The 14,782-nt window shown below is 42.9% G+C and carries 12 protein-coding genes and 1 pseudogene; 8 read left to right on the forward strand and 5 right to left on the reverse strand.

Annotated elements, in window-relative coordinates:
• Nucleotides 1-17 precede the first annotated feature (17 nt).
• The 4 genes and pseudogenes from NI466_RS08190 to NI466_RS08200 form a co-directional block, all read right to left on the reverse strand.
• Nucleotides 18-984 (reverse strand): annotated as a pseudogene (locus NI466_RS08190) (TauD/TfdA dioxygenase family protein).
• 178 nt (nt 985-1,162) lie between these two features.
• The gene (locus NI466_RS15925) at nt 1,163-1,297 is read right to left on the reverse strand and encodes a hypothetical protein (RefSeq protein WP_004730126.1); all 135 of its coding nucleotides are present in this window, start codon (nt 1,295-1,297) and stop codon (nt 1,163-1,165) included.
• Complete coding sequence (locus tag NI466_RS08195; protein WP_253173302.1) at nt 1,290-2,504, reverse strand: MFS transporter; 1,215 nt, start codon at nt 2,502-2,504, stop codon at nt 1,290-1,292. The genes NI466_RS15925 and NI466_RS08195 overlap by 8 nt, the downstream gene beginning before the upstream one ends.
• 155 nt (nt 2,505-2,659) lie before the next feature.
• Nucleotides 2,660-3,754, reverse strand: a complete 1,095-nt coding sequence (locus tag NI466_RS08200; RefSeq protein WP_253173303.1) for an OmpW/AlkL family protein — start codon at nt 3,752-3,754, stop codon at nt 2,660-2,662.
• A gap of 449 nt (nt 3,755-4,203) precedes the next feature.
• On the opposite strand from NI466_RS08200, the gene NI466_RS08205 reads away from it, so the two are divergent.
• Nucleotides 4,204-4,383: a hypothetical protein gene (locus tag NI466_RS08205; RefSeq protein WP_004646507.1), complete on the forward strand. Its 180-nt coding sequence runs from the start codon at nt 4,204-4,206 to the stop codon at nt 4,381-4,383.
• 287 nt (nt 4,384-4,670) lie between these two features.
• Here the strand turns inward: NI466_RS08205 and NI466_RS08210 are convergent, their stop codons facing one another.
• On the reverse strand, nt 4,671-5,459 hold the full coding sequence (locus tag NI466_RS08210) for an A1S_2505 family phage non-structural protein (RefSeq protein WP_253173304.1): 789 nt from the start codon (nt 5,457-5,459) through the stop codon (nt 4,671-4,673).
• Between the two features lie 364 nt (nt 5,460-5,823).
• On the opposite strand from NI466_RS08210, the gene uvrB reads away from it, so the two are divergent.
• From uvrB to proB, 7 genes are all read left to right on the forward strand, one after another.
• A complete protein-coding gene (gene uvrB / locus NI466_RS08215; protein ID WP_224216306.1) occupies nt 5,824-7,845 on the forward strand; it encodes an excinuclease ABC subunit UvrB in 2,022 nt (673 codons plus the stop codon).
• A gap of 144 nt (nt 7,846-7,989) precedes the next feature.
• A complete protein-coding gene (locus tag NI466_RS08220) occupies nt 7,990-8,577 on the forward strand; it encodes a lipocalin family protein (RefSeq protein ID WP_253173305.1) in 588 nt (195 codons plus the stop codon).
• A 162-nt stretch (nt 8,578-8,739) separates the two neighbouring features.
• Nucleotides 8,740-9,672 (forward strand): EamA family transporter RarD, encoded by a 933-nt coding sequence (gene rarD / locus NI466_RS08225; RefSeq protein WP_253173306.1) that lies wholly within the window; start codon nt 8,740-8,742, stop codon nt 9,670-9,672.
• Nucleotides 9,673-9,923: 251 nt separating this feature from the next.
• Nucleotides 9,924-11,381, forward strand: coding sequence for a glyceraldehyde-3-phosphate dehydrogenase (locus NI466_RS08230; RefSeq protein WP_004279679.1), 1,458 nt, complete (start codon nt 9,924-9,926; stop codon nt 11,379-11,381).
• A gap of 182 nt (nt 11,382-11,563) precedes the next feature.
• Nucleotides 11,564-11,938: a winged helix-turn-helix transcriptional regulator gene (locus NI466_RS08235; RefSeq protein ID WP_004730108.1), complete on the forward strand. Its 375-nt coding sequence runs from the start codon at nt 11,564-11,566 to the stop codon at nt 11,936-11,938.
• A 408-nt stretch (nt 11,939-12,346) separates the two neighbouring features.
• The gene (gene cgtA, locus NI466_RS08240) at nt 12,347-13,564 is read left to right on the forward strand and encodes an Obg family GTPase CgtA (protein WP_004279681.1); all 1,218 of its coding nucleotides are present in this window, start codon (nt 12,347-12,349) and stop codon (nt 13,562-13,564) included.
• Between the two features lie 27 nt (nt 13,565-13,591).
• The gene (gene proB, locus NI466_RS08245) at nt 13,592-14,725 is read left to right on the forward strand and encodes a glutamate 5-kinase (protein WP_004279682.1); all 1,134 of its coding nucleotides are present in this window, start codon (nt 13,592-13,594) and stop codon (nt 14,723-14,725) included.
• The last annotated feature ends 57 nt before the right edge of the window (nt 14,726-14,782 follow it).

Here is a 14,782-nt window from a genome sequence, read left to right on the forward strand (position 1 = left end):
TATTCTCGTTTTTCTTATTAAAATGGACGGCTACCCGCCAGACTGATACGTTTCAATAAACGGCGCTGATCAGCCGGAAAAGGACGACGGGAGTGCAGAGTCACCTGATTGTCCCAGAACACAATATCGCCCACTTCCCAATGATGTTCATAAGCGAATTCAGGTTTTGAAATACGCTCACGTAATTTTGGCGATCAGTTCACTGCTAGCCTGATCATCATAATTAACCAGCTCGACCTCGGTATGCGTGTTTAGCCAAAGTGCTTTACGGCCGGATTCAGGATGAGTTCGCACCAGTGGATGCGGATAGGCATGACTTAATATGGGCTGATCTTTAAAACGGTACAGCGGGCTGTTGCCATAGTCTTGATCATCAGCCTGATCTTTAGTTTTTTGACGGCGCACGAAAGGGTTGTAAGTAATCAGTTGCAGCTGATCAATCTCTGCCTTGGTTTCTTTATCAAGTGCATCATAGGCTTTAATGGTATTGATCCAGCTGGTCTGCCCGCCGTCCTGAGGTAGTTCAATTGCATACAGAAGAGAACCAAAAGAAGGTAATGGTGTCCATTGATGATCGGCATGTGGAGTCAGTTCACCATGCCCAGTATAGTCTCCCTGACCGACGGCATTGGACACCGGAACGACATCGGGTGGAACACCGCTATCAGACTGCGCAGCCAGTACCGGCGTATCTGCACTTGGGCGGAAAATGGAACCGAAATAAGTTGAAAACGCCAAGTATTGTAAATCATCCAGACTTTGCTGCTTAAAGATCAAAATCAGATGCTCGGCCAGCGCCTGTTTTAATTTCAGAATAGTTTCGGATGACTGGGCTTTACGGGCATCCAGACCATAGACCACTGCGCCTAAGGCCTGACCGATTTGCGGTACAATCTTGATTTCATCCGGATGTTGCAATTGATCTGGCTGATGCCAGCGTGGGGCATCATGAATGGCTTGTGAAAGTTGGGTTAAGCTGGTCATTATCAAGTCTCAGAATTTTCTTGTTGATGAAAATCTAAGAAAATTCCGGACTGAAATAAAATCAAAAGAAATTATAAGTTTATGAATAATATTATATTTTTTCTATTTAATTGATTTTACAGCTTTTAACTTATTCTGCGATAGATTGCGTATTTTTTGCTGAGGATATTCCGACAGTTTAGTGTGCGCAGAAAGCCTGATTAAAATATTCAAACAGCTCAGGGGTTTGTAACCACAGGCCAATCGACAAAGCCAGTAAAAGCAGGATTGCCACCACAATCGAGAGTTTGAGTTTCAGTAGAGAATCAGTCATGGACGATTTGCTCCTCATTGACCCAGAAATGCACCAGTACGCCAAAAATGCTGAGGACAATTGATAGCATCCACACCGCATTATAATTGCCGCTCAAATCATGGTTGACTCCACCGAGCCAGCCACCGAAAAACGAGCCAACCTGATGGGTAAAGAACACAATGCCACTGAGCATGGTCAGATATTTCACCCCGAACATATTCGCCACAATACCATTGGTCAGCGGAACGGTTGATAACCAGAGTAGTCCCATAATGACACCAAAGGTATAGACTGTCCATGTGCTGAGAGGCAGCATGAGAAAAGCAATAATCGCAATTCCACGCAGGGCATATAATCCCATTAACAGATGCGGTTTGGAATATTTGCCACCAAGCCAGCCGGCCGTATAGGTGCCTACCACATTAAACAAACCCACTAAGGCTAAGAAAATTGTACCAGTTGTGGCATTAAAGCCATGATCAATCAGATAGCCCGGCAGGTGGATGCCAATAAAAACGACCTGAAAACCACAAACAAAAAAGCCCATGGCCAGAAACCAAAAGGGTTTATGATTTTTCACTACCACCAGAATCTGTTTAAAACTCAGTGAGACTTTATTGGGGGTAGCGGCCGCGTTGGGATTAACATACATCGGTGCTTTCAGCATCCAAGCCAATGGCACAATCAGTGCAATTAAAATGGCACTAACCACCAGCGCTGCTGACCAGCCGACATTCTGTAATAGCAGTAGGGTTGAAGGCAGCATAATAAACTGACCAAAAGAACCTGCGGCACTGGCAATACCCATCGCTAAACTGCGTTTTTCTGGTGGTGCCGCACGCCCGACCGCAGACAATAAGACAGGAAATGAGGTGGCAGACAGGGCCAGACCTAGAATCAGACCCACACTCAGATTAAGCAATAATCCGGTCGAGCTGACTGCCATCAAGAGTAGACCGATTGCATATAAGGCGCCGCCTACAGCCACCACAATCTTGCTGCCATATTTATCGGCAAATGCCCCGGTAATCGGTTGAACTGCACCCCATATCAGGTTTTGCATGGCAATGGCCAGGCTAAAAACATTATGACCCCAGCCAAATTCTTCGCTCATCGGCACCAGATACAAGCCAAATGCATGACGTACACCCAATGACAGTGCCAAAATGATGGCAGAGCCAATCAGCATAAAAATAAGAGCTTTGGAAAATTGACTGTCAGCCATACGTCATTCATGCCTATAAAGTTGATATGTATAGTATTCGATTCAAGCAATAGAGGCGATTAAATTAATATTGATCAAAAGATAAATTTTTTTTATCAATATTTTAAACCTAAAAAAACGGCCGAAGCCGTTTAATCAAATATCGGGTTTCAAACTTAGAAACGCATCCCGATCCCGGCATAGGCCAGAATCGGATTGACTTCAATATCGGCTTTAGAGCGAATCAGTTCACCTAAATTTGCATCTGTCACCGTAATTGTCGTGTCATTTTTTAGATGTGCATAAGATACTGAACCGACTGCAAACCAAGTGTCATTAAAGTCATAGCTAAAGCCGACCGTGGCCACAGGCGCGAAAGCATCGGATGCTTCCAGATCAACTTTCGGGTTGGCTGAACTTGGCGTGCCATCCAGAGAAGCACCAGCTTTTCCTTCCTTGATATTGGCAATCATATGTCCGGCAGCAATCAGGTCTTGCTCGGTACGTGAGTTAATTTCCAGTTCATTGAAATAGGCATACATGACACCTAAGCCGACATAAGGCCGGAATTTATTGACCCCGGTTTTACCAAAGTGATACTGGAATTCAAAGGCAGGTGTCCATGCGCGGGCAGAAGCCGCCGGCCCATAAGCTTCCAGATCAGTAATGAGAATATCATTTTTTAATTCAATGCCGGGTAAATCAATTCCACCTGGAATTTGTGGAATCAAATCAAGACTTGGAGTCGCAAGCGCAGAGAAAGGAGCATAAATTTTACCACTGCCTTGCAAGTCTACTTTAGGTGGAATGCCGGCTTTCATTTCAAAAGAAATATTATCGGTAAAATAGTAATTGGTCATGATGCCTAAAGTGGTGACATCATCCGCTTCCAGGCCAGTACCAGGATTATTCCAGCTTTCCAGTCCATAAATTTCAGCTCGCCCACTGAGCGCTGCAGGCAGTGTTTCTGTACCAAGTCGATCCAGAATATTAACAAAAACAGAGGAAAGGTTTGGATCCATGTCTGGATCAAGATTATTTTTCACAGAGTCAATTGAGATATCACCTACTTGTGATGTTTCACCTTCTTTGACAGCAGTATTCACTTTAAAGGGCTGGGCCTTGCCTTGCGGCATCACATGCAATGCACCGACCGATACCGAAAAGCGCTTAAAGCCATCTCCATCTTGCAAGCTAAAATAAGGGGAATCTGCATGCGCGACCATAGGTAAAGTGGCTAGGCCTGCCATACATGCCAGCAATGTTTTCATTGATTTGGAACTCCATGTCCAGTTTGTTTATTCGTTTTTCTAGTTAACTAATTATGTGAATTGCCTTAAAAAATTCAGTTATAGAACAACAGGTCAAAAGTTAAGCGATGGTTAATATTGGTAACCGATGTATATTTTTTGTTTATCTCTCTTGAGTTTTAAGAAATGAGTAGTATGTAAAAATCATTACTTTACCCTACTAGCTGAAGTATAAAAGTGAAGAAAATTTACTCTTGAGAGCGTTAAAATTTCAATCCTATGAATTTTTATCATGGAAGATATAGAGAAGAGTTTAGGTAAATTTTAGGCTGCATTGATTCAAGCATTTACCATCACGGGATCATTTTTTATTTTTCAAAAACAAAAGCATATGAATTTATCCAAGATCCTGCTACCCAGTCGACTGAGTTTTTTTGTACAATAGCTGCATATATTATTGAGTGAATCACATGAGCACCCAAACTCCTCCCAAAAAAAAGCCCCTGGTTAATTTACCTTTCCCGATCAAGCAAGCAGAGCAAAATGCTGCAGAAGAAGTTCTGGAAGATTTAAGACCAAGACCGCAGCGTTATGCTGACCGTACCTGGATGCCACCACGTGGTACTCGCCGTTCAATGGGTAAACGCTAATTGATCAGACTCAAAAAGCTATGATAAATCATGGCTTTTTTTGTGGAAATTTTTAGGGAGTTGGCGAGCAATATTTGATTTAATTTTCGAACAAAAAGAAATCAGAACTCAGATTTATCCAAATTCCTTTCAATTTTATTCTTAATAAAGCAAGCGAAATATTTAAGCTCTCTAAATACCAATCAGAATAAAATCCAGACCTGATTGATTTTATATTCAACATTTTAGTCGCCCAGAAAAAAAGCCAATTCAAACATTGGCTTTTTTTGAAAGATATTTTGATAGCACTAACGAATGCTTTTACGCGCTTTATTTTCCGGTTTCGGTGGCGCAATTTCTCGCTCACCTTGCCAGACATCAATAAAATCTTTCTCGTTAATATTATAAAGTTCCAGTAGCGCTAAAATCACGCCTCCAAACAGCATAGCACCTTCTGCATGACTCTGAAAATCGACCAGCTTTGTATTTAGATTGTGCAGGATATCTTCAATTTCAAAGACACGTTCCCGGCCATTGCTGTCGGTCGGATAGATCTGGGTATTTAAAATAATTCTCGCCAAGCTTTTTTCATTTTCGGTCAAAGACAGTTCTTCAATCAGTTCATCGCTGGCCGGAGTTAAAATGACCGAATCGCGGAATATGGTGTGTAAGAAATTTGCGCTTAATTTTGGCAGCGGCTTTTCGACAAAAGGACGGAAAGATTGTGGGAAAATGACATTGCGTGAGATGCCTTTAAACATCGGTGCAATTTCCTCGACCTTATAACCTGCGATCCCACAGCCCAAGGAAGTAATAAAATATTTATTTTTAGGATGATTTTTAGTGTAAATCTTGAAGTCATCAATATAGTACTGGATTTGTGAGAGCGGCATTTGTTGCAAATGCTCGTTCATGGTGGGAATGGCATAGCTCTGACCCGCCCAGCCACGACCCACGCCCATGACTGCGCCAAAATGCTCAAGTGCCGTTCTGGCTGCTCCACCACCATGCTGTCCAGCCAAGTTGCTGCCAAAAACAAAAACCGTATTTTCCGGAAGGGATTTAACAATACTTTCATCGTGATAGTGGTAAGTCATAATTGTCGATTCTAGGCCATCCTGATCTTCATGTTGCCCGTGAAATGAATAGGGGTCAAGGCATTATTCTGCAGCGCTATCCAAACAGATAAGTCAATATTCCACCCAGGCGTCAGAATATGATGCCAAGTACGCCAAAATAAAGCTGCTAGCTGAAAATGCTTGGTTTGTTCTATATTTATTCGCTTTGTAACTGTATATTTTTTGATGGTTTTTCAAACCAGATAGCGATTAAAATGCTAACAAATAATGAATACTAATATTGTTTTATTTTACCAAACAGAAACCTAAGCAGGGATTGAGTAATTCCAGTTTACCCTCATAATAAATCAAATCTATATCCGCAGCGAAGTCAGCGAAAGCTATGAGTGATAAAAAACCCTTTGAATTAGTGACCAGTTATCAACCAGCAGGCGATCAGCCACAGGCCATTGAAAAACTTGTCAAAGGCATTGAACAGGGTTTTCATGATCAGCTTTTACTGGGGGTTACCGGGTCTGGTAAAACCTATACCATGGCAAATGTGATTGCCCAAACCCAGCGTCCGACCATTGTCATGGCACATAACAAGACCTTGGCTGCACAGCTCTATGGCGAATTTAAAGCGTTTTTCCCGAATAACGCTGTGGAATATTTTGTCAGTTATTATGATTATTATCAGCCGGAAGCCTATGTGCCATCTTCAGATACTTTTATCGAGAAAGATGCTGCAATTAATGACCATATTGACCAGATGCGTCTTTCCGCAACCCGCTCATTATTAGAACGTCGTGATGCGATTATTGTCGCATCGGTGTCTGCCATTTATGGTTTGGGTGATCCGAATGCCTACATGAGCATGTTGCTGCATGTGGTGGAAGGTGACCGCATTGGCCGTGATGACATTATTCGCCGTCTGGTCGAGATGCAGTACTCGCGTAACGAACTGGAATTCCTGCGCGGTACTTATCGTATTCGTGGCGAAATTATTGATATTTTTCCGGCTGAATCGGATCAGGATGCCATCCGGATTGAACTGTTTGATGATGAAGTTGACTCTATTCGCTGGTTTGATCCGCTGACAGGGAAAATGGTTCGTAAAGTACCTCGCGTAACCATTTATCCTAAAAGCCATTATGTTACGCCGAAAGACAATTTGTCCCGTGCCATCGAAACCATTCGGGAAGAACTTAAAGAGCGCCTGGTGTTCTTCCGGGAAAATGACAAACTGCTGGAAGCCCAGCGCATCGAGCAGCGTACACGCTATGATCTGGAAATGATGCAGCAGTTGGGTTATACCAACGGCATTGAAAACTATTCACGCCATTTATCTGGCCGTCCTGCGGGTGAAGCGCCACCGACCTTGTTCGATTATATTCCGGATGATGCCTTGCTGATTATTGATGAATCGCATGTGACGGTGCCGCAGATTGGTGCCATGTATAAGGGCGACCGTTCGCGTAAAGAAAATCTGGTGAATTACGGATTCCGTTTGCCAAGCGCGCTGGATAACCGGCCGATGAAATTTGAGGAATGGGAACGTATTGTGCCGACGACCGTTTATGTCAGCGCAACGCCCGCACGTTATGAGCTGGAAAAATCCCAGCAGATTGTCGAACAGGTGGTACGTCCGACTGGTCTGATCGATCCGGAAATTGAAATTCGTCCAGTTCTGACGCAGGTCGATGATGTGCTTTCAGAAATTAATCTACGTAAAGACATTAATGAGCGGGTGCTGGTTACGACCTTGACTAAGCGCATGGCTGAAGACTTAACCTCTTATTTGAAAGAATACGGGATTAAGGTCGCTTATTTACACTCGGATATCGATACCGTCGAGCGGGTCAAAATCATTCATGAACTGCGTACCGGGGTGCATGATGTACTGGTCGGGATCAACCTGCTGCGTGAAGGGCTGGATATGCCGGAAGTGTCACTGGTCGCTATTCTGGATGCGGATAAAGAAGGTTTCCTGCGTTCCGAGCGCTCTCTCATTCAGACCATTGGCCGTGCTGCACGTAACCTGAAAGGTAAGGCGATTCTGTATGCAGACCGAATCACTGATTCGATGCAGAAAGCCATTGATGAGACGGACCGTCGTCGTGCCAAGCAGATTCAGTTTAATGAAGAACATGGCATTACCCCGCGCAGTGCAGTGCGTCAGGTGATCAAGGAAATTGATACCGGTGAAGTATTGGATGATGATTCAATTGAATTGAAACCCTCGGATCAGGCACGTGCGATCAGTGCAGATGAGCGGCATATCATGGCAGATCCGAAAATGTTTGCGAAACACATTAACAAGCTTGAAAAGGAAATGCTGAAAGCTTCCAAAGAGCTTCAGTTTGAGCAGGCTGCGCGTATGCGTGATGAAATTGTGCGTTTAAAAGCCCAGATGTTTGATTGATTGTTGTTGCATTAAATCTTATTTAAATGACGTAAAATCAATCACAAACCAAACATAATGTAACAAATTTAGGAATTGGATAAAGCTATTGTATGAACAGAAATTTTTAAATAAATATTTTGTGAACATGCAATAGGTATATTTATGACAACTCAAAAACCTTCACGTTCCGGATTAAAGCTGGCAAAAATTGCGGTGGGTAGCGCGGTTCTTCTCGGTTTGGGCGCCGCTACTATGGCTTATGCGAAAGACGAGCCATTACCGACCATTGAGAAAGTTGAACTGGACCGTTATTTGGGGACATGGTACGAAGTAGCACGCAAACCTCTGTATTTTCAAAATAAGTGTGATCGTGATGTCACAGCGACTTATACTTTAAATGAAAATGGCAATATTGTGGTGGATAACCGCTGCATTAAAAAAGATGGTGGACAAACCCAGTCATTGGGTGAGGCATTTGTGCAAAATCCACCGCAGAATACCAAGCTAAAAGTCAGTTTCTTACCAGACTTTATTCGCTGGATTCCGGTCGCTCGTGGCGATTATTGGGTCTTAAAACTGGATGAAAATTATCAAACTGTTCTGGTTGGTGAGCCTAAACGCAAATATATGTGGATACTCTCACGTGATCCTCAATTGGATAAAAATGTGGTAAATGAATATTTACAATATGCACAGTCTGTCGGTTATGACCTGAGTGATGTAATTCATAATAAACAAACTCAAAGATAAAAAGATCGTCTTAATGGGAACCATGCTATGGCATGGTTTTTTATTTTATGAGTCGAAAGACAATCTAAAATCGAGAGATAACTACATTTTAAATAGATGAAGCATCAAGCTTTCTATTGTACTAATCGTTATAATGCCGGCGAATGAAAGTAGAGTTTAACTATGTATAAAGGCATCGCGTTATCTGTCTTGGCCTCTGTGGTTTTTGGAGTGCTCTATATATTTACGCCCTTTTTACAGCCTTTAGACAGTGAACAGACTTTTGCTTGGCGTATGCTGGCGACTTTACCATTCCTCACAGCCTTTATGTGGTGGTCGGGTGATCTGAAACATATCAGCAGTATTTTTAAACGGGTGTTGCAACAGCCTTCATTCTTGATCTGGTTGCTGATCAGTTCACTGTTGTGTACCACGCAATTGTGGTTATTTCTATGGGGACCTATCAATGGCCGTGGCCTCGAAGTCTCGCTCGGTTATTTTCTGCTACCTCTGGTGATGGTGCTGGTCGGCTGTGTGCTTTATAAAGAAAAATTGTCATCTTTCCAGATGGTCGCCGTTGCTCTGGCAATGTTGGGGGTAGGGCATGAAATCTGGCGGATCGGTTCAATCGCATGGGAAACGGTCTATGTCGCTTTAGCTTATCCACTTTATTTCTTTATGCGGCGTAAATTCGCGACCGATCATCTTGGTGGATTCTGGTGGGATCTATTTCTGATTTTGCCTGTGGCATTTTATTTGGGCTTTATCTATAGCGATTCTATGTCGCTTATGTTGAGTCATTCTCATTTGATCCTGGCAGTTCTTGGATTGGGCTTTTTAAGTGCGCTCGGTTTAGGTAGCTATATTTTGGCTAGCCGATATTTACCCTTTGTCATCTTTGGGCTGTTGAGTTATCTGGAGCCGGTACTGCTTGCTTTTGCCTCGATGGCACTGGGTGAGCGTGTGGAATCAGGTGAATGGTTGACCTATATTCCAATCTGGCTGGCTGTTTTACTGCTGGTTGTGGAAGGAATATTACATTTGCTGAAGCAGCGTAAACAGCAATTAGCCCTTAAGAAAAATCTGGAAAACTATCAGGACCGGCTCAACTCTTAAAATTAAAAAGAGATTGAATGAATAAACAACATTTAACAAATTTGTGCCAGGTACTGAAAAATAGTGGTCTTTAGCATTTTCGAATGCAAAATCATTCAGCTAATTACAACTATTTTTGAAATTTATAGTGAATATACGTTAAAAACTACCCGTCTCAACGAGCTTTTGATTCAAACTTGCGGCCAATTCCATTACAATTGTCGGGTTTAGAAATTTATGCTTAGATTTACAATTAATTAGAGGACGTATCTGTGAGCAAAGACACTATTGTTGCCCTCCATGCAGAACACCAAGGTCGCTGGAAAAACCGTGAAGAACTTGCGGAACGTATGATTGCCCTTGTTGGCCAGTTATATCGTGAAAAAAATATTGTAGCTACAGTTTATGGTCGCTCTTTAATTAACCGTTCTGTGATTCAGATTTTGAAAGCACACCGCCGTACTCGCGTACTGGACGTTGAACTTTCTGTAGTTGATACTTTCCCAATTCTTGAAGCATTGGTGAAAGTAGAAAACATCGGTTCTGCTGAAGTTGATCTGGGTAAACTTGCTGTTGAATTTAAAGAAAAAGGCGGCGACATCGATGCATTTGTTGCAGACGCTGTTAAATCGATCGAAGGCAATGCTGCTGCTGTAGAACATAAAGATGTGGTTCTTTATGGTTTCGGTCGTATCGGTCGTATCCTGGCACGTTTGATGATTGGTCAATCAGGTCTGGGTCGTGGTCTTAGCCTGAAAGCAATCGTGGTTCGTAAATCATCGGATGGTGATTTGGAAAAACGTGCTTCTTTACTTCGTCGTGACTCTATTCATGGTCCATTTGCAGGCACAATTTCTGTAGATGAAGAAAACGAAGCAATCATTGCCAACGGTAACTTCATCAAAGTGATTTATGCTTCTAATCCTTCTGAAGTAGATTACACTGCATACGGTATCAACAATGCACTTGTGATCGACAACACGGGTAAATGGCGTGATGCTGAAGGCCTTGCTCAACACCTTAAATGCCCGGGCGCTGCTCGTGTGATTTTGACTGCACCTGGTAAAGGTGACATGAAGAACGTAGTTTACGGTGTAAACCAAGCGGATATCCTTGATGAAGATACGATCATCTCTGCTGCAAGCTGTACGACTAACGCGATTACACCTACACTGAAAGTATTGCATGACAAATACACAGTGTTGAATGGTCATGTTGAAACAGTTCACTCGTTCACGAACGACCAGAACTTGATCGACAACTACCATAAAGCTGACCGTCGTGGTCGTGCTGCAACATTGAACATGGTCATTACTGAAACTGGTGCAGCGAAAGCAGTAGCGAAAGCGCTTCCAGCTCTTCAAGGTAAATTGACAGGTAACTCTGTACGTGTACCTACACCAAACGTATCTCTTGCGATTCTTAACCTGACTTTAGGTCAAGATGTTGATCGTGATGAAGTGAACGAATACATTCGTCAGATTTCAATCGGTTCTAGCCTGCAAGGTCAAATCGGTTATACCAACTCGACTGAAGTGGTATCTTCTGACTTTATCGGTTCACGCACTGCAGGTGTATTTGACGCGCAAGCAACGATCACTTCAGGCAACCGTTTAACTGCTTATGTTTGGTACGATAACGAAGTGGGTTATAGCTGCCAGGTATTGCGTATTGCTGAACAAATGGGCGGCGTAAGCTATCCAAAAGTTCCTGCTGAAACTAATGCATAATTAATATTTAGCTAAAAAAGAGCCTCATTTGAGGCTCTTTTTTATGATTTTTTTATTTAAAGCAGACTTTTTAATCTAATAAGAATCAATAAATCTGCTTGCTGGCAAAATATGAATCTGATAACTTACAAAGAGTAAGTATATTAAAATGAGTAAGTAATAAAAAATATTGCGAGAATGTTATGACAAATTATGCAATCAGCCCGTTACTGGGGCAGGTTTTATCAACTGAATGTCCATCACGTGAAATATTGGAACACCTTGCTAATAAATGGTCGGTCTTGGTTTTGCGTTGCTTAAGTGAAGGGGTGCATCGTTTTAGTGAACTGAAACAACGCATTGAAGGGGTAAGTGAAAAAATGCTCTCCCAGACTTTAAAAATGCTAGAACAAGATGGTTTTATTTTGAGAACGGTTTATCCGGTGGTGCCGCCAAAAGTGGAATATCAATTGACGATTACTGGCTCACAAGCGGCTGAAAAAATCATGTATTTAATTGGCTGGATTGAAAAAAGTCTGCCAGATATTTTAGAGCATAAACAAAGTATTATTAAATAGTTTTCATTAAGTGGCAGGAATGCAGTGTTTATGAAAATACAAAATTTGAACTTATCTTGGTGTATATAAAATACAGATTTTAAAAGGTATCCGCATCAGAATATTTTCTTGTGAACACGGCTTTTGAAAAATTTACTCCTCTATAAATTATTTTAAAAATCATTAAGAAATTCACAAAAAGAATTTCCAAAATAGGGGATAGTATTAGGGCAAAAGCGCTTGATTTCCTACCACTTCTTTTCCATCTTTTAAGCATTCTGTTTCTAAATCTATGCCTTAGATAGGTCAAATAGGCTTGGTGAGAAAACGACTAACTAAGATTTATGGGATTGCTGCATAATTCTATTCGAGAAATTCTTTAAAATATGGCAGAATATGGGGTTTTAAAGTTTTTAGAGGATTGGCAATATGCGCTTTGTTGATGAAGCAGTCATTACCGTAGAGGCTGGCGACGGTGGCAATGGCGTAGCCAGTTTTCGCCGTGAAAAATTCGTGCCATTTGGTGGTCCAGATGGTGGTGATGGTGGTCGTGGCGGCAGCATTTATATTCAGGCTGACGACGACACCAGTACGCTAGTTGATTATCGTTATACACGTAAATATCGTGCAGAACGAGCAAAAAATGGCCGTGGGGCGAACTGTGCTGGTCGTGGCGGTGAAGATACCGTATTAAAAGTTCCGGTAGGAACAACAATTGTAGATGTAGAGTCTGGTGACATTATTGGCGACTTGATCGAAGACGGTCAACGCGTGAAAGTTGCAGCAGGCGGTGATGGTGGTTTAGGTAATACCCACTTTAAATCATCGACCAACCGTTCACCACGTAAGTGTACGCATGGTCAAAAAGGCGAATTCCGTGAAATCCGTCTAGAGCTTAAAGTTCTGGCAGATGTCGGCTTGCTGGGTATGCCAAATGCGGGTAAATCCACCTTCATTCGTGCTGTATCAGCGGCAAAACCAAAAGTTGCAGATTATCCATTTACCACCATGGTGCCAAACCTGGGTGTGGTCGATGCCGATAGTCACCGTTCATTCGTGATGGCAGATATTCCAGGTCTGATCGAAGGGGCATCTGAAGGTGCAGGTCTTGGGATTCGCTTCCTGAAGCACTTGGCGCGTACCCGTATCTTGTTACACATCGTTGACGTACAGCCGATTGATGGCTCAGATCCGGCACATAATGCTAAAGCAATTATGAAAGAGTTAGAAAATTTCTCCCCAACGCTTTCAAAACTGCCGATCGTATTGGTGCTGAACAAAGTCGATCAGTTGGCTGAAGAAACACGTGAAGAATGGTGCACCCATATTCTTGAAGAATTGCAGTGGGAAGGCCCAGTTTTTGAAACTTCTGGCTTAACGGCTGAAGGCACCAAAGACGTAGTTTACTACCTGATGGATCAGATCGAAGAGCAACGTGAACGCGAAGCTGAAGATCCAGAATATGCAGCAGAAATGAAAGCATTCCGTGATCAGCTTGAAGCTGAAACACGAGAACAAACCATCGCTGCAAAAGAAGCGTATCGTGAGATGCGTCGTCAGCAACGTCTTGCCGGTATTCTGGGCGATGATGAAGATGATGAAGATGGCGATGATGATAGTGATGTGGAAGTGTACTACGTACGCTAATCTCTGAGAGAAGAGTCTGAGGACAAGATGATAGAAGTCGTAGATGGGCAGCGTCAGCTCAAGGGTTGTAAACGAATCGTTGTTAAAATCGGATCATCTTTACTCACAGCAAATGGACAAGGTTTAGATTTAGATGCCATCTCGCATTGGGCGGGACAAATCGCAGATCTACACAATGCAGGACACGAGATTATTCTGGTGTCTTCCGGTGCTGTGGCTGAAGGTATGGTGCGAATGAAACTTGAGAATCGACCCACCGATCTACCCAGTCTTCAGGCTTGTGCTGCCATCGGTCAGATGGGTCTGATCCATACTTGGTCAAGCGTACTAGAGAAACACCAGATTCGAACTGCGCAAGTATTGTTAACCCATGATGATCTGGCAGATCGTCGTCGTTATCTCAATTCATGTGATGCTTTGCAGAACCTGATTGACTGGCGTGTGATTCCGGTGATCAATGAAAATGATACTGTTTCGACTGACGAAATTCGCTTTGGTGACAACGACACACTTGCTGCGATGGTTGCGGGTCAGGTTCATGCAGACCTTCTGATTATCTTAACGGATCAGGAAGGGATGTTTGACTCAGACCCACGGTCTAATCCGGATGCCAAACTGTTCCATACCGTACGTGCGATGGATGAAAGTCTGTTTGATATGGCCGGTGGAGGCGGTAAATTTGGTCGTGGTGGCATGCTGACCAAAGTTCGTGCTGCACGTCTGGCTGCAAAGTCGGGCTGTCCGACCTTAATTGCAAGTGGTGATAGTGATGGTGTTCTATCACGTCTAATGTCTGGCGAATTGTTAGGTACTTTATTTGTGACTGATAAAGACCGGATGACAGCGCATCAGCAATGGTTGGCTGCTCACTTGCAAACCGCAGGTCGTTTAGTGATTGATGATGGCGCAGTGAAAGCCATTAAAGACAATCATCGCAGCTTATTGCCTGTAGGGGTGAAAGCGGTTGAGGGTCATTTCGAACGCGGTGATGTGGTGGAATGTGTCGATACACAAGGTCACCGGATTGCGGTCGGTCGTGTCAACTTCAGTTCGCGTTCAGCAGATATCGTTCGTGGTCTGGCATCAGATAAAGTGCATCAGGTGTTAGGTGAAGCGCGTTCGCTGGAAATGATTCATCGCAATCATATGGCGATTTATTAAGTCATTCAGATTCAAATTTAAAGATTCAAAAAATCCCGCTTTCGAGCGGGTTTTTTA

This window comes from Acinetobacter lwoffii (assembly GCF_024129595.1).
Taxonomy (GTDB): Bacteria; Pseudomonadota; Gammaproteobacteria; order Pseudomonadales; family Moraxellaceae; genus Acinetobacter; species Acinetobacter lwoffii_O.

Coding starts and splice junctions, on each gene's coding strand:
- NI466_RS15925 (WP_004730126.1), bottom strand. CDS start 1,297: ATGACTGATTCTCTACTGAAACTCAAACTCTCGATTGTGGTGGCAATC.
- NI466_RS08195 (WP_253173302.1), bottom strand. CDS start 2,504: ATGGCTGACAGTCAATTTTCCAAAGCTCTTATTTTTATGCTGATTGGC.
- NI466_RS08200 (WP_253173303.1), bottom strand. CDS start 3,754: ATGAAAACATTGCTGGCATGTATGGCAGGCCTAGCCACTTTACCTATG.
- NI466_RS08205 (WP_004646507.1), top strand. CDS start 4,204: ATGAGCACCCAAACTCCTCCCAAAAAAAAGCCCCTGGTTAATTTACCT.
- NI466_RS08210 (WP_253173304.1), bottom strand. CDS start 5,459: ATGACTTACCACTATCACGATGAAAGTATTGTTAAATCCCTTCCGGAA.
- uvrB (WP_224216306.1), top strand. CDS start 5,824: ATGAGTGATAAAAAACCCTTTGAATTAGTGACCAGTTATCAACCAGCA.
- NI466_RS08220 (WP_253173305.1), top strand. CDS start 7,990: ATGACAACTCAAAAACCTTCACGTTCCGGATTAAAGCTGGCAAAAATT.
- rarD (WP_253173306.1), top strand. CDS start 8,740: ATGTATAAAGGCATCGCGTTATCTGTCTTGGCCTCTGTGGTTTTTGGA.
- NI466_RS08235 (WP_004730108.1), top strand. CDS start 11,564: ATGACAAATTATGCAATCAGCCCGTTACTGGGGCAGGTTTTATCAACT.
- cgtA (WP_004279681.1), top strand. CDS start 12,347: ATGCGCTTTGTTGATGAAGCAGTCATTACCGTAGAGGCTGGCGACGGT.
- proB (WP_004279682.1), top strand. CDS start 13,592: ATGATAGAAGTCGTAGATGGGCAGCGTCAGCTCAAGGGTTGTAAACGA.